Below are 19,197 nucleotides of genomic sequence, written 5' to 3'. Positions count from 1 at the left end.
CCTCATACCCGAGTCATTGGCACACTACATCAACGCGAACAAGCCTCCTTCAACGGTCACCATTCGGATCTCCGTGTCATACAGTTCCGACAACACGCCCGAATCAAGCACATCGGCTGTCTCACCGGCCCTGAAGATCTTGCCGTTCTTCATGGCCACGATGAAATCGGCATGGCGGGCGGCATGGTTCAGGTCATGCAATACCAGCGCGAAGGTCCGACCCCGGTCGGCGTGCTGGCGGATCAGCTGCATCAGCAGGCGGGCATGGCGCAGATCCAGATTGTTCAGTGGTTCATCGAGCAGCACCATGTCGGTGTTCTGGGCAAAATTCATCGCAAGCAGAGCGCGTTGCCGCTGGCCACCGGAAAGGGTTTCGAGAAAACGGGCGGCAAGGTCATCCAGGTCGAAGTCGGACAGGGCCTGATCGACGATGACATCGTCGGCGGCAGTGCTGCGCCCCTTGTTGTGAGGGTAGCGACCGAAGGCCACGAGATCGCGTACCCTCAGGCGAGAACCAATGGTGCTGTGCTGGCGTAATACCGACAAATGTCGGGCGAGTTCGTCGAAGGCGTATTCCCCGAGCAGGCGACCCGCCAGTTCGATCTCGCCGCTGTCCTGGTTCTGCAACCTCGAAAGGGTATGCAGCAGGGTGGACTTGCCTGCACCGTTCGGACCGATCAGCGCAGTGACCTTGCCGGGTGGAAGCTCGATGGAGACCTGTTCGAGAATCCGGCTGCCATCCAGCGTCAGATCGATATCGCGGGTCTTGATCATGGCCGTTTCATCAGAAGCAGGTAGAGGAACAGAAGACCACCAAGCAGTTCGATGACGATACTGATGGTGATCTCCATGTGCAGCAGGCGCTCCAGCACCAGTTGGCCGCCAAGCAGCACCAGCATGCCGGTGACAATGGTCAGTGGAATGAGGGTGGCGTGCCGGTGATCCGGGCTGAGCGCATAGACCAGGCTGCTGATGAGCAGGCCGAGGAATACCACCGGACCGACCAGAGCGGTGGCCGTTGCGACCAGTACGGCAGTGAGCGCGAGAATCTGGAATGCGCCCTTGTCATGATCGACGCCAAGGCCGATGGCCAGGTCGCGACCCAGTGCCATGACATCCAGCTTGCGCCGCAGTTGCCAGGTCAGCCACAGCGCCACGATGACAGTCATACCTGCATAGCCAAGTAGCGATTCGTCGATATCGCCGAAGCGGGCAAAGCTGGCTGATTGCACCACGGCATAGTCATTGGGCGCCAGTACGCGCGCCATGAAGCCGGATAACGAACGAAACAGCACGCCCACGATGATGCCGGTGAGTAGCAGGCGAGAGAAATCGGATTGACCACGCTTGAGCAGTGTGCTGAACAAGGCCAGTGCCAGCACCGTCATGATGCTCAGCTCGGCCAGGAATTTGGCAGAGGTGGGCAGGGCGACGTAGTGACTGCTGCCGAGAAAGAATACAACACTGGTCTGTATCAGAACGTACAGGGAATCGAAGCCCATCAGGGATGGCGTCAGTATGCGATTGCCGCTGAGGGTCTGGAACAGCAGGGTCGATATACCAATGGCCGAGGCAGTGATCAACAGGCCCAGCAGAGTGGGTAGCCTGAACGCCATGATGAAAGGCAGATTACCGTTGGCGCCTTGAAAGAGGTAGACCGCTGCAGCCAGCACGGTGGCCAGGCTCAGTACGACAAGCAAGCAGTAGAGTTGCCTGTGCTGGCTACCTCGCGTGTCCGAGAGCTTCATGAGTATCGCATCGCCGGCTTGCTGTACAGCAGCCACAGTGTGATGGCAGCGCCGACAACACCGAAGACCGTACCAACCGGGATTTCATACGGGGCGATGATCAACCTGCCGGCCATGTCGCTCAGCAGGGTCAGCAAGGCACCCAGCCAGGCCACCAGTGGCAGTGAATGACGCAGATTGTCGCCTCGCAAGCGGCTGACGATATTGGGTACCACCAGACCGATGAACGGAATGATGCCGACAGTGACGATGGTGACTGCGGTCACCACCGATATCACCAGCAGCCCCAATGCCATGATGGTGCGATAGTCCAGACCCAGATTGCGCGCATGATCGCGACCGAGGCTGGCGATGGTGAACTGATCCGCCACGAACCAGGTGAAGACGGCAAGGGTTCCGGCAATCCACAGCAGACCATAACGTCCGCGCACCATGCCGGAAAATTCACCGGTCATCCAGACATCCAGCAGTTGCAGCAGATCTGCCTGCCATGCCAGCCAGATGGCAACCGAGCCAACCACGCCACCGTAGACGATACCCACCAGTGGCACCAGATAGGTCTCCTGCGGCGGCAATCGCCGGATCATCAACAGAAAGAGCAGGGTTCCCAGCAAGGACATGATGCTGGCGGCGATCATCGTACCGGCAATGGAGCTATCAGGAACGAACAGTGTCACCAGTACGATGCCCAATACGGCGGATTGCCCACTGCCGGCCGTGGAGGGTTCGACAAAGCGGTTCTGCACCAGTACCTGCATGACTTGACCGGCTATGGCAAGCGACATGCCCGTCAGCACGACTGACAGGGTACGGGGCAATCGGCTGACACTCATGAGCCAGAGTGCTTCCGGGTCTGACAGCAGTTCTGCAGGGTGCATGTCGATGACACCGATGAACAGGCTGGCCATGACACAGAGCAGCAGCGCCGCAATGGCCAGCCCCGATTGTGCGGAGAGTCGGAACTGCGTCGGCCAGGTACTCATGAGCGATGAAGGTCAGGACGTTTTGCCGGGGATGGCGGCGTGCGGGCAGCGAAACGTCAGTTGCTGATGCCGAACGCGTCACCGATCTGGTTCAGGGTGCGGATCTGGGATTGGATGCCACCACCAGCGATGTAGACATCGGCACTGTTCAGGTAGACGAGGTGCTGGTTCTGCCAGGCTTCAGTCTGATGAATCAGTTCATTGTCCAGGGTCTGTCGAGCGCTGTCGCCTTCCTGACCAATGGCGGCGGTACGGTCGATAAGCAGCAACCAGTCCGGATCGTACTGCAACACGAATTCGAACGACACGGCGTCACCATGGTCTGCAATGGCCAGGTCATCGACCGCGGGTTCCAGTCCCAGTTCGGTGTATATCCAGCCGAAGCGCGAGCCGGGCCCGAATGCCGAAATCTTGGGACCATTGGTCATCAGAACCAGCGCCTTGCCCTTGCCGGCAACTGCTGACCGGGCCTTTTCGAGAGCAGCGTCCAGTTGTGCCAGTAGTTCACCGGCCTTGTCCTGCCTGTCGAACAGTTCGCCATATTGCAGCGTGCGTTTGCGGGTCTGCTCGATCAGGTCAGTCCCATCGATGCTCATGTCGATGGCGGGCGCCAGTTTGGCAACCGAATCCAGGGTGCCTGCGGAACGGCCACCAACGATGACCAGATCGGGTTGCAGGGTAGACAGTGCCTGGTAGTCGGGATCGAACAGGCTGCCGACCACCGAGGCGGATTCGGCAACCGGGTCCAGATAATCGACGAACAGCTTGTTGACAGTTCCCGCAATCGGCACGCCCAACGCATCCAGTGTATCGACCGCAGGAATATCAAATACTGCAAGTGTGGTGGGTGTGTGCTCGATAGTGACGGGGCCGCGAGCCGTTTCGAGTTCGAGGGCGATCGCTGTCAGCGGAGTGATCACTGCGCTCAGCATCAGCGCAATGCCGGCGCTCAGGGGTAAGGATTTCATGAGGTGCAATCCACGGTTGTTGTTGCGGACAGATGGCTGTCAGAGAAAACCGGCACGCCAATCTGATTGATGTCGATTGATTTCGGAAATTACCTGTGTATCATAATACAAATGCTAATTATTCGCATTAGCATTAACAGAAATTCAATTCACTTCACATTGCCGCGCACGGCGCGCAATTGCTCATAGGGAAATCCATGTCCGCCATACAATCTCAGACAAGACCATTGTCGCGAGCTTCGGTGTTCGTTCTACTGCCCCTGGTGCTGTCGATGCAGCAGGTTCATGCACAGGAACAAACAGATGAAGAGGAACTGACCGTGCTCGGACCTCTGGTGGTCTGGGGCACGCAGGTGCAATCGTCATCCGTCAAACTGGGGAGTGAAGGCATTGGCATCAGGCAGGCGGACCATATCAGCGACCTGTTGCGCTCGGTTCCAGGCGTGGATGTCGGCGGGGCACATTCGCTGAACCAGCGCATCACCATCAGAAGCATGGATGACAAGGATCTGCGCATCAGTATCGACGGGGCCAACCAGAATACCTATATGTATCACCACATGGGCAATCTGCAGATTCATGCGGACATTCTGGAGTCTGTCGATATCGATGTCGGCAACAACAGTGTGATCAACGGCGGACTGGGTGGTTCGGTGCGGTTCAGGACTAAATCGGCAGAGCAGTTGCTGGAGGAAGGGCAGCGTGCCGGCGGTCGCGTGCAGCTGAGCCATGGCGACAATTCCGGTTCCAGCGCTGCCATCACGGGCTATGGTCGTCTGACCGACTCGGTGGATGTCATCGCTTATTACAATGGCGTCAAGCGGGACAACCATGAGGTCGGTGGCGGTGAGATCAGGGATTTCAGTGGCAATGCCATCGAGGGTACCGATGGTACCGTTCGCGGACTGGAAGGGGACCTGAGTGATGCCCTGGTCAAGTTCGGCTGGGACATCAATGACAACCATCGTATCAGTCTGGGTGTTGAAAGCTATGTCGATGAAGGCGACTACAGCTACCGACCGGACATGGGACTGGCCACGGATCTGGCCATCACCAACAATCTCGGTGTGCCCTTGCTGTGGCCTACCGAATTCAGTCGAGATACCTTCACGCTGAACTACGAAGGAGAGTCGATGCAGGCAGGTAGTATCAATGCAACCCTGTTCCACAATGACAGTACATTGCAACGTGACGAGAGTGGTTGGGCTGACAACGAAGCCTTTGCCGATTCAGCCGCACAGGTGGAAGGGGAGGCCCTCAACACCGGGGTGAATGTCATCGTACGCAAGGATCTGGGAATGCACGGCATCACCTACGGTGCGGAGGTGACGAAGTACGAGACGGATTTCAACGCGGCCTATGACAACGGCACTCGGGACAGCGCCTCGGAGAACATCGTCGATTCCGCCATTTTCGTACAGGATCGCATCCGCCTGAACGAACGTTTTTCCCTGACACCGGGTTTGCGCTACAACGTGCAGGAAAACGATACGACGGTTAGCGATGACACCTTCGATGACGTCACGGCGGCCCTGGCAGCGGACTTCGATCTGACGCCTGCCATCCACTTGCGCGCCAGCACAACGCAACTGTTCAAGGGGCCGGAAATTGGTGAAGTGTTCACCGGTGCCGGTCTCTACGATACAGCCAATGCCGATATCCAGCAGGAAACCGGTCTCAACACCGAGCTGTCGGTGGCTTATGCCGATGCCGTATTGGGTGCGGATGAGTTCAGTGCGGGTATCACGCTGTTCAATACTCAACTGAACGATTACATCTATGATTACGCACCGATTGCGGAGGCCGATGGCGGTGGCAACTGGAAGGACAATATCGGTGACATGAATATCCGGGGGGTCGAGGCTTATGTGGGCTATGACATCGGACAGTTCGAGGCTCTGTTCAGCTATTCCATTGCCGACAGTGAGCTGGACGCCGACAGCGATTACCTGGCGCTGGATGAAGCGCGACTCGATCGCAAGCAGGGCGATACCTTCGCCATCGGGCTGGATTATCATCTGGCAGATGCTCGTCTGGCGCTTCACTGGGATACCCTGGTGGTGGATTCCCTGAGTGCCGGTGTCGATCTGGATGGTGCTACCGAGAACAATGCCAAGGATGGTTTCGCCGTTCACAATATCTCTGCAAGATGGCACCCTGCGGCTGTCGATGGGCTCTCCCTGACTGTCGGGGTCGACAACCTCTTTGATGAATACTACGCATCCCAGTCATCGCGAACTGGCCTGAGTCTGCATCCGCGTTTCGGCGAGCTCTATCTGCAGGACTACGAGCCGGGTCGTAACGTCAAGATCACGGCTGAATACACCTTCTAGCCTCAGTGAGACATAAAGACGCGCAGCAGAAACGCCATAGACCGGTGAATACAGTCGCGCACGGAGTTGTTTTCGGGGCGGCCCTCCGCAAACCGTGGCTTGGTTACTCCAAGTGAGGTTTGGAAATAACGAGTACGCGGCTGTAGACGCCGGTATAGCGCGAGCCGCAGGCGGTTTCTGGTCGTGGACTTATGTCTCATTGAGGCTTGAGCCCGCGTCCATCGTATCCTTATCCCGAGACCGACATGAACTACCGATCCAGCACCCGTGTCCATGCAGAGAAGGCGAAGCGCTATCACGCGTCTCTGGCCAGACATTTTGCACGCAAAGTGCCGGTCGACGTTACCGAAGACAGTGCCCATGTGCAGTTCGGCATGGGTAGCTGCCACATGTCGGTTACGGGAAACTGCATGCAGTTCGAGTGTACTGCCGACAGCGAGGAGGCACTGACGACAGTCAAGTTCATCATCGGCTCGCACATCATCAAATACGGCGAGTTGCAGACTGTCGAGGTGCGATGGCAGGACATGAACGATTGACTGCGGAATCAGGAGTCTGCGCTGACTGATTGACAGACAAGCTGCACTCGCGTATCGTTATTTTAACGTTAAAACCACCGAGATCCGTCAGGTTCCCACTTGAGACGCAAGGTTACACTCAGTGAAGTCGCTGAATCGGCTGGCGTGTCGGTACAGACGGTCTCCAATGTCGTCAACAACAAGCCGGTTGTCAGTGAGGAGACCCGCCAGCTGGTGCTGACACACCTGAGTCAATGCGGGTATCGCGGCAATGCCGTGGCTCGTTCGCTCAAGACCAACAAGTCCCGGCTGATCGGTCTGGTGGTGCCCAGCATGACCAATTCCATGTACGCAGAGGTGGCCGAGACCGTCGTGCGTGAAGCCGAGAGGCGCGGCTACACGGTCATGATGGCGGTGACCATGCGTGACGCCAAGACCGAGCTGGAACTGGTCAATACCGTTGTGGATCACAACGTTGCCGGTGTTCTGATGTCCTCATCCGATCCCGAGGCACAAGCCAGCAAGATGGTGCTCAATCTTGGCGTACCGTATGTCGAATTGCTGAACAGGACCGGTGAAGAGGGCTGTGATGTCTTCGAAGCCGATAATCGTCGTGGTGCCCAGGATGCCGTCGAGCATCTGATAGCGCTGGGTCATCAACGGATTGCGCATATCTGCGGCCTCCCGAATTCCACCGGCAGCCGGCGGCGTGAGGGCTATGAGCAGGCACTGGCCGACGCCGGACTCAAGGCTGAATCCGGACTGATGATCAGCGGAGAATATACCCGTCAGGGAGGGCGTGCTGCCTGTGAAAGACTGCTGCAGAGCGGACTGTCTTTCAGCGCCATCTTCTGTGCCAGTGATCTCATGGCCTATGGCGCCATGGAGGCCCTGATGGCGCATGGCCTGAAGGTACCCGATGACCTGTCCCTGGTCGGCTTTGATGACATGAGCATGTCATCCCTGCCGGGCATCAATCTGAGCACCGTCTCGTTCGACCCGGTGAAGACGGGGCAGCGAGCAATCGAACAATTGATTCGGCGCATCGAGTTTCCGACGACCATGAAACATGCCGCGGTCCATGAGATCGCTGCCTGTTCCCTGGTCAAACGCGGCACGACAGCCACCTTGTCCGATCCCGTTCGAAGGAGCCGAGCATGAAAGAAGCCATGTCCGTTCCTGAGACATCCCGTAGAGAGAATTCCGGAGTACACCCATGAAATTACGTTCTCAGCAGTGGTTTGACAACCCTGACAATCCGTCGATGACGGCGCTCTACCTCGAACGGTATCTGAACTACGGCATCACTCTGGAGGAGCTTCGTTCCGGCAAGCCGATCATCGGCATTGCGCAGACGGGCAGCGATCTGTCACCGTGCAATCGGCACCATATCGAACTGGCCAAGCGTGTGCGTGAGGGTATCGTTGCAGCCGGTGGCATCTGCATGGAATTTCCGGTGCATCCCATTCAGGAAACCGGCAAGCGACCCACCGCGTCTCTGGATCGTAACCTGGCGTATCTGGGCCTGGTCGAAAGCCTCTACGGTTATCCGCTGGACGGCGTCGTGTTGACCATCGGTTGCGACAAGACCACTCCGGCCCTGCTGATGGCTGCCGCAACCGTCAACATTCCCGCGCTGGCCTTGTCGGTAGGGCCCATGCTCAATGGCTGGGAAGGCGAGGAACGCAGCGGTTCGGGAACCATCATCTGGAAATCCCGCCAGCGGCTGGCGGTAGGTGAGATCGATCAGGATGAGTTCCTTCGTCTGGCGGCCGGCTCGGCACCCTCGGTGGGCTACTGCAACTCCATGGGGACGGCCAGCACCATGAACAATCTGGCAGAGGCGCTTGGCATGCAGTTGCCGGGTTCCGGTGCCATTCCGGCTCCATACAGAGAACGAGGGCAGATTTCCTATCTGACCGGTCGTCGCATTGTCGACATGGTGCACGAGGATCTCAAGCCATCCGATATCATGACGCGTGAGGCATTCGAAAATGCAATCGTGGTGAATTCCGCCATAGGGGGGTCTACCAATGCACCCATTCATCTGAATGCGGTGGCCGCTCACATGGGTGTGCCGTTGGACAATGCCGATTGGGAGGCGTTTGGTCACGAGATTCCACTGTTGGTGGACATGCAGCCGTCCGGGCAGTATCTGGGAGAGGATTTTCATCGGGCAGGTGGGGTGGCGGCCGTCATCGGCACCCTGTTGAAGGCGGGTGCGCTGCCGAACCCCGCAGCCGTCACGGCAACCGGCCGAACGGTTGTCGATGAGTATCAGGGTATCGAGTCCAGCAACGAGAAAGTCATTCGCGCCTATGACAAGCCGCTGAAGGGCAAGGCCGGTTTTCTGAATCTGGGGGGTAATCTCTGGGACAGCGCGATCATGAAAACATCGGTGATTACCGAGAGTTTCCGCAAGAGCTATCTGTCCAATCCCGACGATCCGGAAGCGTTTGAAGGGCGTGCCATGGTCTTCGATGGCCCCGAGCACTATCACGATCTCATTGAAGATCCGGCGCTGGAAATGGATGAGAACTGCATACTCATCATGCGTGGTGCCGGACCCATCGGGTATCCCGGCGGTGCCGAGGTTGTCAACATGCAGCCTCCGGCCTACCTGATCGAGCGTGGCATCACCGAACTGCCCTGCATTGGCGATGGTCGTCAATCCGGTACCTCCGGCTCGCCGTCCATTCTCAATGTGGCTCCGGAAGCGGCGGTGCAGGGTGGGCTGGCCATACTGAAGATGGGAGACCGTATTCGTGTCGATCTGAAGAAGCGTCGCGTGGACCTGCTGGTCAGCGATGAAGAGTTGCAGTCACGCCATGCCGAACTGGCAGCGGCAGGCGGCTATCAGTATCCGGCCGACCAGACACCATGGCAGGAGATTCAGCGTTCGCTGGTCTCGCAGTTCGACAAGGGCATGGTTCTGAAGAACGGCCCCGACTATCAACGCATTGCACAGTCCAAGGGTGTGCCGCGCGACAACCACTGATCCGATTTCACCAACCGTAGCGCGTCAATGGGCGCGTCACACCATTCTCAAGGAGTTTGCACGATGAAATTTGTAAGATTTGGAGATAGAGGGCAGGAAAAGCCCGGTCTGATCGATCCGGAAGGCAACATTCGCAGCCTGGAAGGCAAGTGCGATGACATTGCCGGCGATGTGCTGGCAAACCTGGAGCAGTTCAAGGACATCGACTGGAAATCACTGCCACAGGTCGATGCGGATACACGCCTGGGTGCTTGCGTGGGCCAGACTGGCAAGTTCATCTGCATCGGTCTGAACTATGCCGACCATGCGGCCGAGAGCGGTCTGGATGTGCCCAGCGAGCCGGTCATCTTCATGAAGGCGACCAGCGCCATCTGCGGGCCCAACGACCCGATCATCATCCCGCGTGGTTCCGAAAAGACGGATTGGGAAGTCGAGCTGGGCGTGGTCATCGGCAAGGCTGCCAAGTATGTCGATGAAAGCCAGGCACTGGAACACGTCGCCGGCTATTGCGTCATCAACGATGTGTCAGAGCGTGCCTTTCAGATCGAACACGAAGGTCAGTGGACCAAGGGTAAATCCTGCGACAACTTCGGTCAGACGGGACCGGCACTGGTGACGCGTGATGAAATTGCCGATCCGCAGAATCTTTCCATGTGGCTGGAAGTCAACGGTGAGCGTGTTCAGGATGGCTCCACCAAGACCATGGTGTACGGTGTTGCCCATCTGGTCAGCTACCTCAGCCGTTTCATGACACTGCATCCGGGAGACATCATTTCCACCGGTACACCTCCAGGTGTTGGCCTGGGCTTCAAGCCACCTCGCTATCTGAAGGCGGGGGATGTGGTCGAGCTGGGTATCGAGAACCTGGGTCAGCAGAAGCAGGTTTGCGAAAACGACGAGTAACTGCTCGCCAGTGATTCAAGGCCCGGAAACACCGTGTTTCCGGGCCTTGCGTAGCAGAGACCACCGTGTCGGAAGAGATGATTCAGCGGCTTGTCGATCGATGGCTTGCTTGCGGAGGCTGAATCAGTCCACCGTCAGCTGCAGATCCCCGACCCCTGCAACGTGAGCATGCATCCTGTCACCACGCTGAACCGGACCGACACCGGCAGGAGTTCCGGTCATGATCACATCTCCCGGCTGAAGGGTAAACAGGGTGGAGAGAATGGCAATCATTTCCGCGGTTTTCCAGATCATCTGATTCAAATCGCCGCTCTGGCGCATATCGTCATTGATCTTCAGCCAGATATCTCCTTCAACCGGGTGACCGACTTGCGATACGGGATACAGCGGCCCCGCTGGTGCCGACTTCTCGAAGGCCTTGCCGATTTCCCACGGCCGGCCGAGTTTCTTCATTTCGCCCTGCAGATCCCTGCGCGTCATGTCAAGTGAGACGCCGTAGCCGTAGACACAGTCGAGTGCATCGGCAACCGCGATATCCTCGCCTCCGGATTTCAGCGCCACCAACAGTTCCACTTCGTGGTGCACATCCTTGCTGGCCTTCGGGTACGGGAAGGAGCTTGCATCGGGGATCAGATTGTCCGGGTTCTTCTGAAAGAAGAAAGGCGGTTCCTTGTCCGGATCATGTCCCATCTCGACGGCATGAGCCGCATAGTTGCGCCCGACGCAATACACCCGATGAACCGGAAACTGCTCCTCGCTACCTGCAATGGACAATATCGCCTGGGCAGGCGGCGTAATGACATAGCCGTCTGGCCGAGACTCGGTGGCTACGGTGTTCATGGTCTTTCTCCTCGGGGGGTTGAGCGCCATGACATCATGGCGAAATGCGAAAGGGCAATGTACCCTGAACTGCTAATCCAGACTGGCATCGAATTCATACAGCTGCGCGAGTGCCAGTAGATCCTCATGCAGTGCACCATTGAGTGACAGACCGTTGCGGCGGCGCTCGGCGGCCGCTGTGGTCTTGCCATCGCCCGGCAGCCGCACGGGATCGTGACCCGGCAAAGGCTCCGAGGCGCGCATGTCGGCAAATATGCCAGCGACGGTACTTCCGAAGTCGGAGCCCATGCCGAATGCAGCGGGGTCCAGTGCCATGACGAACTGACCCGTATTGGTCTCGCTTGTCGTATCGCTGGTGAAGTCCACGACATCCGAGCCGAAAGCGGCGCCATTGAGTACTCCCGCCATCAGGCCGATGGCTACCGACAGTCCAAAGCCCTTGGGCCCTCCGATGGGCAGCATGTAGCCTTCGGATTTTCGTGCCGGATCTGTCAGAGGAGCACCGTCCCGACCGACCATCCAGCCTTCCGGCATCGATTCGCCGCGTTGTGCCAGAACCTTTATCTTCCCCATGGCTGCAACGGTTGTGGCCATGTCCAGAACGAAGGGGTCATCGCTGCCATTGGGGGCGGAGAAGGCGATCGGATTGGTACCCAGCAACAGATCCGTACCGCCGAAGGGAGGGACATGATTGGCGCTGCCGACAGAGGCCGCCATACCCAGCTTGCCGGCTTCTGCCTGTGGTCGGACATAGAGTGCCAGAGGGCCGGCGTGGTTGCCACGACGAACACCCACCCAGCCGATACCGGCCTCTCTGGCCTTGTCGATGGCCAGCTGGCTGGCCCTGGCCATGGCCAGATGTCCCAGGCCGTTGTCGCCATCGATCAGTGCCGTGGCTGCAGTTTCATGGACGAGCGAGACATGGGCTCGCGCATTGCAGCCACCGTCATGCAGACGTGCCATGTACTGACGAAGGCGGAAGACACCATGAGTCTCGTGCCCGTACAGATCGGCATCGACCATGAGCGTTGCCACGGTACGGGCATCCTGTTCGGGGACGCCCTGAGTGGCCAGTGCATTCCGAATGCAGGTAATCAGACTGTTGGTGCTGACATGTACAGTCGAGCTCTTGTCACTCATGGTTGCCTCCAACCGTATCCTTTTGCCAGAAGACCGCGCGACGCTGTGTCCAGGTTACCAGGGCATAGAGCGCCAGACCCAGCAGGCTGAGGTACAGGATCAAGGAAAAGACACGAGGGGTATGCAGTTGCGAGGCAGCGACCCGGATGAGTTCTCCGATACCCTTGCCTCCACCCAGGAATTCACCGGTGATGGCACCGGCCATCACGCCCACGGCGCCGATCTTCAGCCCGGTGAATATCTGCGGCAGGCCCATGGGCAGCTTCAACTTGATCAATGTCTGCATTCTGCTGGCGCCCATGGTCTTGAACAGCATGCGGGCATTTTCATCAGCCGCATGCAGACCGGCAGCCGTACCCACCACGATCGGAAAGGTTGCGATGAAGGCGGCCAGCGCAACCTTGGACTCGATGCCGAAACCCAGCCAGGCAACGAACAGGGGAGCGAAGGCGACCTTGGGCATGGTATCGATGGCCACCAGATAGGGCATGACGGCGCGTTCGCCGAATGCGGTTTCGCCAACCAGTACGCCGAGCGAAAAGCCGATGGTGATGGCCAGGGCAAATCCGAAAATGACCTCCTTGACCGTGATCCACAGTGCCGCCAGCATGTAATCGCCACTGAGCAGGTTCTTGCCGACAAACACCAGATCATTGAAGGTCTCGACAGGTGTCGGCAGTATGATCGGTGAGACCAGGCCGAGACTGGTTGACAGTTGCCAGGCACCGACAAAGACTGCAAACACGAAGGCCATGGAAACACTGCGAGGAATCCGGTCGATCAGGGATTCATGTTCTACCCAGATGGTCTCCTCATCGCTGCCGGGAACCGCATTGCTTGTTATCTCGCTCACAGGTCTGCTCCCTTGTCCAGTAATGCACGTATGTAATCGACAATGGCGCCGAACTTCGGTGTTGTCATCATGTCCAGTGTGCGCGGTCGGGGTAGATCGACGGTGACGACTTCGGCCAGTCGTCCCGGGCGAGGTTTCATGACGTAGATGTGATCGGACAGGATCACGGCTTCGGCTATGGAGTGTGTGACCAGAAAGGCGGTGGCGTTCTGCTCGGTACAGATACGCTGCAGCTCCATGTTCATCATGTCGCGGGACAATTCGTCCAGTGCACTGAAAGGCTCGTCCAGTAGCAGAACAGCCGGTTCGGTGATCAGCATGCGACAGATGGATGCGCGCTGTGCCATGCCGCCGGAGAGTTCATTGGGATAGACGTTTTCAAATCCCTTCAGGCCCACCACATCGAGCAGATCGTGAGCTCGTGCCTTGGCCTTCTCGGCGGCTGCACGACCGTCACGAATTTCAATCGGTAGGACGATATTTTCCACAGTGGTACGCCAGGGAAAGAGCGTGGCGTGCTGGAACATCATGCCGATGTCCCTGCGAGGGCCGGTAACCGGCTTATCCTGCAGGACCACTCGGCCTGTGCTGGGCGGAATCAATCCGGCCATGATCTTCAACAGAGTTGATTTCCCGCAGCCGCTCGACCCGATGACTGAGGAGAAGCTTCCCTTGGTCAATGTCAGGCTGACGCCTTCCAGTGCAACCACCTTGTTGCGCGCATAGGTCTTGCCGACATTCGCCAGTTCATAGACGGCTTCGTCGTTCACGGTGGAGAAATCCGGTGCGGCTGCGAGAGCATTCATTTAGTTGATTGCCTCGTTCCAATCGCTGATGAATTCGTTGGTGTAGGCCTCTTCCAGATTGTCGAGTGGTGCGGGGATCTCGCCGCCTGCCACGAGGCTTGTCTGCCATTCATCCCATACCTCCGGTGGCAGATAGCCCAGACCACTGGCCATGTCGACCGGTATGGTCTTGGAGCGAATGGCGTCGAACAGTGCTCCCTGGAATTCCGCGTCTTCGCCTTCCTGCGGGTTGCCCGCTTTCAGGTGCGCCAGGACCGCTTCCCGGTTGGCATCATCCAGTGCAAAGGCATGTCCGCGCATGAAGGCACGGCCGAATTTCTCCACGAGTTCACGATCATTGCGAATGGTGTCTCCCATGGTTGCCAGACCGTTGCCGAAGAAGCGGGCGAATTTGGGAGGTGTGATATCACGCACCTTCATGCCGCGTTGATTGAGTACCGCGGAATCGGCTGTGGAGGACGAGTAGGCGGACATCTCTCCGCTGTTGAATGCAACGGTTGCCGGACCGCCATCACCGACAGTCAGAAACTCGAAGTCCGTACCGGCGACCATGTTGGCGTCGGACATCACGTTGCGGGCAAATCCGACTTCGGCGCCATCGGCCGTTCCGGTACCGATGACCGTGCCGCGCAAGTCTTCCAGGTCCTGAATATCGGAATCTTCCCTGACCACGATGCCGAAGTTGCTGCGTGCCGCGACATTGTAGAAAAACACCGCATCGACTCCGCGTGAACGTGCGGCCAGTACCGGTCCGGGTCCGGGACGACCGAAATGCGCCTGTCCGGCTGCCAGTGCCTGCAGTACGGCGCCCGACCCATTGATGGCTTCGACGGTGACCTCGAGTCCTTCCTCCTCGAAGTAGCCTTCACCGATGGCAACGAACACCGGGTAGGAGTTGATGGCAGAAGGGCTCGGTTGAACGAAGGTGATCTCTCGCAGGTCCTGAGCCTGCGCCGGAGACCCGCTCATCAGGGTCAGTGGAATTGCCGCAGCCAGGGCGGCTGTGAACAGACGTCGGGTGATCATGGTGTATTCTCCTTGTGGTGGTCGTGGGTGCTACTGTGGTGTTATTGCAACTACTGTCCCTGTTGTCAGGCGGTACGAATCGTGTTTTCGAGCCGCCCTATACCCGCTATTTCACAGACTACCGTGTCTCCATCCTTGAGGTATTGTGGTGGATCCATGGCATAGCCAACACCTGAGGGAGTGCCTGTGGCCAGCATGTCGCCCGGCTCCAGCGTCATTCCTTCCGACAGCGATGCAATCAGGGTCGGGATATCGAAGATCATGTCAGAGGTTGAGCCGCTCTGGCGCGTCTCACCATTGACCGACAGGCCGATGGCCAGGTCATGAGGATTGTCAATGGCATCAGCCGTGACTATCCAGGGGCCCGTGGGGCATGAGCCATCCAGACCTTTGCCCTTGAAATACTGACCGCCGTGTCGGCGCTGGATGTCACGGGCCGTGATGTCATTGATGATGGTGTAGCCGAAGATGTGCTGGTAGGCGTCTTCACGAGAAATGTTTCTACCGGACACGCCGATGACCAGAGTCAATTCGACTTCGTAGTCGATGCATTCCGAAACGGAAGGGAAGATGGGTATTGGTGCGCCCTGACCGATGACAGCTGTGGGTGGTTTGGTGAAGAAGACCGGGTGCTCGGTCACGCCGACTTTCTGATTCTGCGCCTTGTCGCCTTCGGCGATATGTTCGGCGTAGTTTCTGCCGACACAGAACGTGTTCTTGCGTGGGCTGGGCAATGGGGGGAGGAAGGTCGAGCTTGACGCATCGTGTCTGGCGTCGGCATGTTGGCCCGACTCTGCTTCGCTGACCAGCTTGCGAATGACTTCGAGTAGCTCAGGCCCACCTTCTATGATGGTCTGCAGCTTGCCATCCTTGAGTGATGCGCCAGAGGCGCCAGCAACGGAGGAGGCTGCTCTGGCAATGTCCAGCAAGGAACCATCGTTGAGGCGAACCACCGCGACGGAGGACTCGTCGACGGCTATGGTGGCGAGGTGCATGGGTTATGGACTCCACGGTCTGTAACAGGGTTGATTGAAAATTGGTGTATTAATACAAACCAATCTGATGTGGGACAGACCATAATCCATTTTCTTCTCTGGCACAAGATCTTTTCCAGAAGTGGAGAGGTTGGCAAAAAATGTCCCATTTTCATATAGGCTGTTGAAATTTAAGTGAAAATATATGCTTTCAAGAAACTGGAAAGCTTTTCAGAGCGAACTTTCTTTCAATCGTCATTGTGAAGAAGCTCGTTTCTCTAACGATTGGTTTTGTTTGGTTGCAATTGAAAGATCAATTTGTAAATTGGTTGATCATTGTTTAAGATCCGGTGACAGTGGCGAAGCAGCAGACAGGCAATGAAGAGAGAAAACAGCGAAGGTGCCCTCATCCAGTTACGTGCCTACATCGCACAGGGAGAGTTCGCTACCAATGACAGACTGCCTGCCGAACGTGAGCTGTGCGAAACACTGGGTATCGGACGGTCGGAGTTACGCAAGGCCTTTGCAGTACTCGAGTCGGAAGGGGCCATCTGGCGACACGTCGGTCGGGGCACGTTTGTTGGCAATGGTCGAGGGCAGGGGCCGGACTATCTGTCAATAGCCGATATTGCCAAGCGCACCACGCCTCGGGAGGTCATGCATGCGCGCCTGGTGCTGGAACCGATGCTGGCACGTGAGGCTGCCATGCACGCCACCGCCGAGCACGTGGAGCAGATGAGTGATAGTTGCGCCAAGGCGCGTGAAGCGACAACCTGGCGGCAATATGAGTCGATCGACAATCAGTTTCACAGCCTGGTGACCGAAGCGACACAGAACACGCCGCTCATCACCATGTACGAGCAGCTGAATGCCTTGAGAAGAACGATTGTCTGGGGCTGTCTGCATCGTCGAACAGAGGTGCCCACGCCAGAGCATCACAGTTTCGTCGAGCATGAGGCCATACTCGATGCCATAGAACATCGCAATGCCGATGCCGCTCAGGCGTGCATGAAGCGTCATCTGCAGGCGGTGAGAGATGACATGTTTCCTGCGGATTGATAGTTCGTTCAATATCCCCGATGCATCTGCTGGTATGGCTACACCGGCAAGGCCAGTGTGTTGATACGCATCGAGAGAAGTGAAATGCAAGTCAGGAACAAAAAAGATGGGTGTACCTTTGTGTTGAGAGAAATCATGGTATCTGGTGTAGCAGCATATACACAGGCGTAGATTGATCCATTCATCGTCTTTTTGTTGGTGGCGACTTTGCTTCGTGTTTCGACAAGGGACGCTCTTGGCATGTTGTGGTGTGGAGTTGTATTGACGAGTTCGCTCAGGTGACAAGGTGTTAATGCAATGCGCGTTGTCTTCCCGGATAAACAGGCGTTAGTATGTTGACGCTTCACGGGCCGGACATCCGAGCGTCGGCCATATTCCCGTCACTACCATCAGAGCCCCCTGTTCAATGACTATCTGCAAGACGACGTCTGCGCGCCTGTTGTTTGCGTGCCTGTTTTTCATGCCACCCGTTTTCGCGGATACCTTCCTCGAAGAAGACGGTATAGTCGTGATGGAGGCCGAGTCTTCCCCGGCCAACGGCGACTGGAAACTCGAGAGATCGATCAGCGGTTATACGGGGCGTGGTTATCTGAAATGGAATGGCGCCGATTCCTTTGCAGTGCGAACGGCAGGCAGAGGAACCATCACGTACCGCTTCCGAATCCAGCGAGCAGGCAACTACGAACTGAGATGGCGATCACGTATTACACGCGGCAACAGTTCCAGTGAGCACAATGACAGCTGGGTACGATTTCCCTCCGGACGCAATGTCAGTGGTGAGCAGTCCCTGAACGGCTGGACGAAAGTCTTCATGAACACGCTCAACAAGTGGGCATGGAAGTCGGCGACCGTGGATCATGTCAACCGACCCGTCAGGCAGTATTTCTCTGCCGGCGAGCATACGATTCAGATTTCCGGACGGTCGAACGGTCACGCGATCGATCGCATAACGCTCTATCGTTATGCCGACGTGAAATTCTCGGATTCACGCTTTGCGAGTCTGTCGCAGTCTCGGACAGTGAATGGCTCATCACCGGTGGTCACGCCTGAAGAGCCTGAAGCGCCAGCAGTGCCGGAAGCACCCGCAGAACCGGAAGCACCCGCAGAGCCTGAAGCGCCCGCAGAGCCGGAAGCACCCGCAGAACCGGAAGCGCCCGCAGAGCCGGAAGCACCCGCGGAACCGGAAGCACCTGCGGAACCGGAAGCGCCAGCAGAGCCGGAAGCACCCGCAGAACCGGAAGCCCCCACCCAGCCCGTATCCGTCAGCGCACCGCTGGTATCCGTTTCAGGAAATACCCTGGTTTGGGATGCGGTGGATGCCATCGTCATCAACGTACATCGCGGCGATGGCTCCTGGATTGAATCGCTGCCAGCCAGCCAGACTCAGTGGCAGGCGAGCGAGGCGGGAGAATACTATCTGGTCGCAACAGGACCAGGCAGTTGGGAGAGCTGGGGACGATCGGCAACGGTCAGTGTCATTGCCCAGTCAGACCCCGATAGCGATCTTGCACTGAGCGGACAGGCCTATTCCGGAACGGCCCTGGAGCTGTTCTGGGTCTCCGATGATCCAGCTGCAGTCAGTTTCGAGGTTCGTCGTGAAGGAGAGCTGCTGGCAATCACTGATGGTCGCAGCCACTTCGACAGTGCGTTGCAGCCCGGAACCCTGTATCGCTATACAGTGACGGCAATCAGCCGTGCTGGTGACGCATTGGGGCAGGAGTCTGTCAGTATCACGACGCAGGGAGAAGAGGTCGGGCAGTCGGATTCCTCAGGAATGAACACACGTGCTTCCACGTATTCCCAGTCGGCGATCGAACTTTTCTGGGACACAGCCTGGTTGGGTAATGACCTTGCCGATTATCGCTTCGATGTCTACCTCGATGGCAACCTGCAAGGTTCAACCGAGGGGCGTAGCTGGTTCGCCGAAGGTCTGCTGGCCGGTACCAGTTATCAGGCCTCCGTGGTTGCCGTAAACCGCAACAACGGTTCGACATTTGCCGATGTTGTCGCTGTCGAGACGCTGGCGCCCGATACGCCTTGATGGGTGA

General features: G+C 57.6%; 17 protein-coding genes. 7 read left to right on the top strand and 10 right to left on the bottom strand.

The features are described 5' to 3' along the window. Positions 1-24: 24 nt before the first annotated feature. The 4 genes from ACUNV4_RS15020 to ACUNV4_RS15005 are packed head-to-tail and all read right to left on the bottom strand — an operon-like array spanning position 25 to position 3,699. Positions 25-774 carry an iron ABC transporter ATP-binding protein gene (locus tag ACUNV4_RS15020; RefSeq protein WP_430879394.1) on the bottom strand — a complete coding sequence of 250 codons (750 nt, stop codon included), beginning with the start codon at positions 772-774 and terminating at the stop codon, positions 25-27. Next, complete coding sequence (locus tag ACUNV4_RS15015) at positions 771-1,748, bottom strand: iron chelate uptake ABC transporter family permease subunit (protein WP_430879393.1); 978 nt, start codon at positions 1,746-1,748, stop codon at positions 771-773. The genes ACUNV4_RS15020 and ACUNV4_RS15015 overlap by 4 nt, the downstream gene beginning before the upstream one ends. Then, a complete protein-coding gene (locus tag ACUNV4_RS15010; RefSeq protein ID WP_430879392.1) occupies positions 1,745-2,731 on the bottom strand; it encodes an ABC transporter permease in 987 nt (328 codons plus the stop codon). Before ACUNV4_RS15010 ends, ACUNV4_RS15015 begins: the two co-directional genes overlap by 4 nt. Before the next feature lie 56 nt (positions 2,732-2,787). Further along, entirely contained in the window at positions 2,788-3,699 is a 912-nt protein-coding gene (locus ACUNV4_RS15005; protein WP_430879391.1) for a siderophore ABC transporter substrate-binding protein, read from the bottom strand. Positions 3,700-3,896: 197 nt separating this feature from the next. On the opposite strand from ACUNV4_RS15005, the gene ACUNV4_RS15000 reads away from it, so the two are divergent. The 5 genes from ACUNV4_RS15000 to ACUNV4_RS14980 all read left to right on the top strand — a co-directional run bounded on the left by ACUNV4_RS15000 (position 3,897) and on the right by ACUNV4_RS14980 (position 10,451). Beyond that, positions 3,897-6,032 (top strand): TonB-dependent receptor domain-containing protein, encoded by a 2,136-nt coding sequence (locus tag ACUNV4_RS15000; RefSeq protein ID WP_430879390.1) that lies wholly within the window; start codon positions 3,897-3,899, stop codon positions 6,030-6,032. Between the two features lie 245 nt (positions 6,033-6,277). Beyond that, on the top strand, positions 6,278-6,571 hold the full coding sequence (locus ACUNV4_RS14995; RefSeq protein ID WP_430879389.1) for a DUF2218 domain-containing protein: 294 nt from the start codon (positions 6,278-6,280) through the stop codon (positions 6,569-6,571). A 99-nt stretch (positions 6,572-6,670) separates the two neighbouring features. After that, positions 6,671-7,711 (top strand): LacI family DNA-binding transcriptional regulator, encoded by a 1,041-nt coding sequence (locus tag ACUNV4_RS14990; protein ID WP_430879388.1) that lies wholly within the window; start codon positions 6,671-6,673, stop codon positions 7,709-7,711. A 55-nt stretch (positions 7,712-7,766) separates the two neighbouring features. Further along, entirely contained in the window at positions 7,767-9,548 is a 1,782-nt protein-coding gene (locus ACUNV4_RS14985) for an IlvD/Edd family dehydratase (RefSeq protein WP_430879387.1), read from the top strand. A gap of 63 nt (positions 9,549-9,611) precedes the next feature. Then, positions 9,612-10,451 (top strand): fumarylacetoacetate hydrolase family protein, encoded by an 840-nt coding sequence (locus ACUNV4_RS14980; RefSeq protein ID WP_430879386.1) that lies wholly within the window; start codon positions 9,612-9,614, stop codon positions 10,449-10,451. A 123-nt stretch (positions 10,452-10,574) separates the two neighbouring features. On the opposite strand, the gene ACUNV4_RS14975 is transcribed toward ACUNV4_RS14980, so the two are convergent. The 6 genes from ACUNV4_RS14975 to ACUNV4_RS14950 all read right to left on the bottom strand — a co-directional run bounded on the left by ACUNV4_RS14975 (position 10,575) and on the right by ACUNV4_RS14950 (position 16,111). Continuing rightward, positions 10,575-11,291: a fumarylacetoacetate hydrolase family protein gene (locus tag ACUNV4_RS14975; protein WP_430879385.1), complete on the bottom strand. Its 717-nt coding sequence runs from the start codon at positions 11,289-11,291 to the stop codon at positions 10,575-10,577. A 72-nt stretch (positions 11,292-11,363) separates the two neighbouring features. Continuing rightward, a complete protein-coding gene (locus ACUNV4_RS14970; protein WP_430879384.1) occupies positions 11,364-12,431 on the bottom strand; it encodes an Ldh family oxidoreductase in 1,068 nt (355 codons plus the stop codon). Beyond that, positions 12,424-13,284: an ABC transporter permease gene (locus tag ACUNV4_RS14965; protein ID WP_430879383.1), complete on the bottom strand. Its 861-nt coding sequence runs from the start codon at positions 13,282-13,284 to the stop codon at positions 12,424-12,426. The genes ACUNV4_RS14970 and ACUNV4_RS14965 overlap by 8 nt, the downstream gene beginning before the upstream one ends. Continuing rightward, a complete protein-coding gene (locus ACUNV4_RS14960) occupies positions 13,281-14,090 on the bottom strand; it encodes an ABC transporter ATP-binding protein (RefSeq protein ID WP_430879382.1) in 810 nt (269 codons plus the stop codon). The genes ACUNV4_RS14965 and ACUNV4_RS14960 overlap by 4 nt, the downstream gene beginning before the upstream one ends. After that, positions 14,091-15,116, bottom strand: a complete 1,026-nt coding sequence (locus tag ACUNV4_RS14955) for an ABC transporter substrate-binding protein (RefSeq protein ID WP_430879381.1) — start codon at positions 15,114-15,116, stop codon at positions 14,091-14,093. Positions 15,117-15,181: 65 nt separating this feature from the next. After that, positions 15,182-16,111 (bottom strand): fumarylacetoacetate hydrolase family protein, encoded by a 930-nt coding sequence (locus ACUNV4_RS14950; protein ID WP_430879380.1) that lies wholly within the window; start codon positions 16,109-16,111, stop codon positions 15,182-15,184. Between the two features lie 357 nt (positions 16,112-16,468). On the opposite strand from ACUNV4_RS14950, the gene ACUNV4_RS14945 reads away from it, so the two are divergent. Both ACUNV4_RS14945 and ACUNV4_RS14940 read left to right on the top strand, forming a co-directional pair. After that, positions 16,469-17,149, top strand: a complete 681-nt coding sequence (locus ACUNV4_RS14945) for a FadR/GntR family transcriptional regulator (protein WP_430879379.1) — start codon at positions 16,469-16,471, stop codon at positions 17,147-17,149. 406 nt (positions 17,150-17,555) lie between these two features. Continuing rightward, positions 17,556-19,190: a hypothetical protein gene (locus tag ACUNV4_RS14940; RefSeq protein WP_430879378.1), complete on the top strand. Its 1,635-nt coding sequence runs from the start codon at positions 17,556-17,558 to the stop codon at positions 19,188-19,190. The last annotated feature ends 7 nt before the right edge of the window (positions 19,191-19,197 follow it).

This window comes from Granulosicoccus sp. 3-233, from assembly GCF_052681095.1.
The sequence above is the reverse complement of the archived record's forward strand: the minus strand, read 5'-3'. Positions and strand labels throughout refer to the sequence as shown.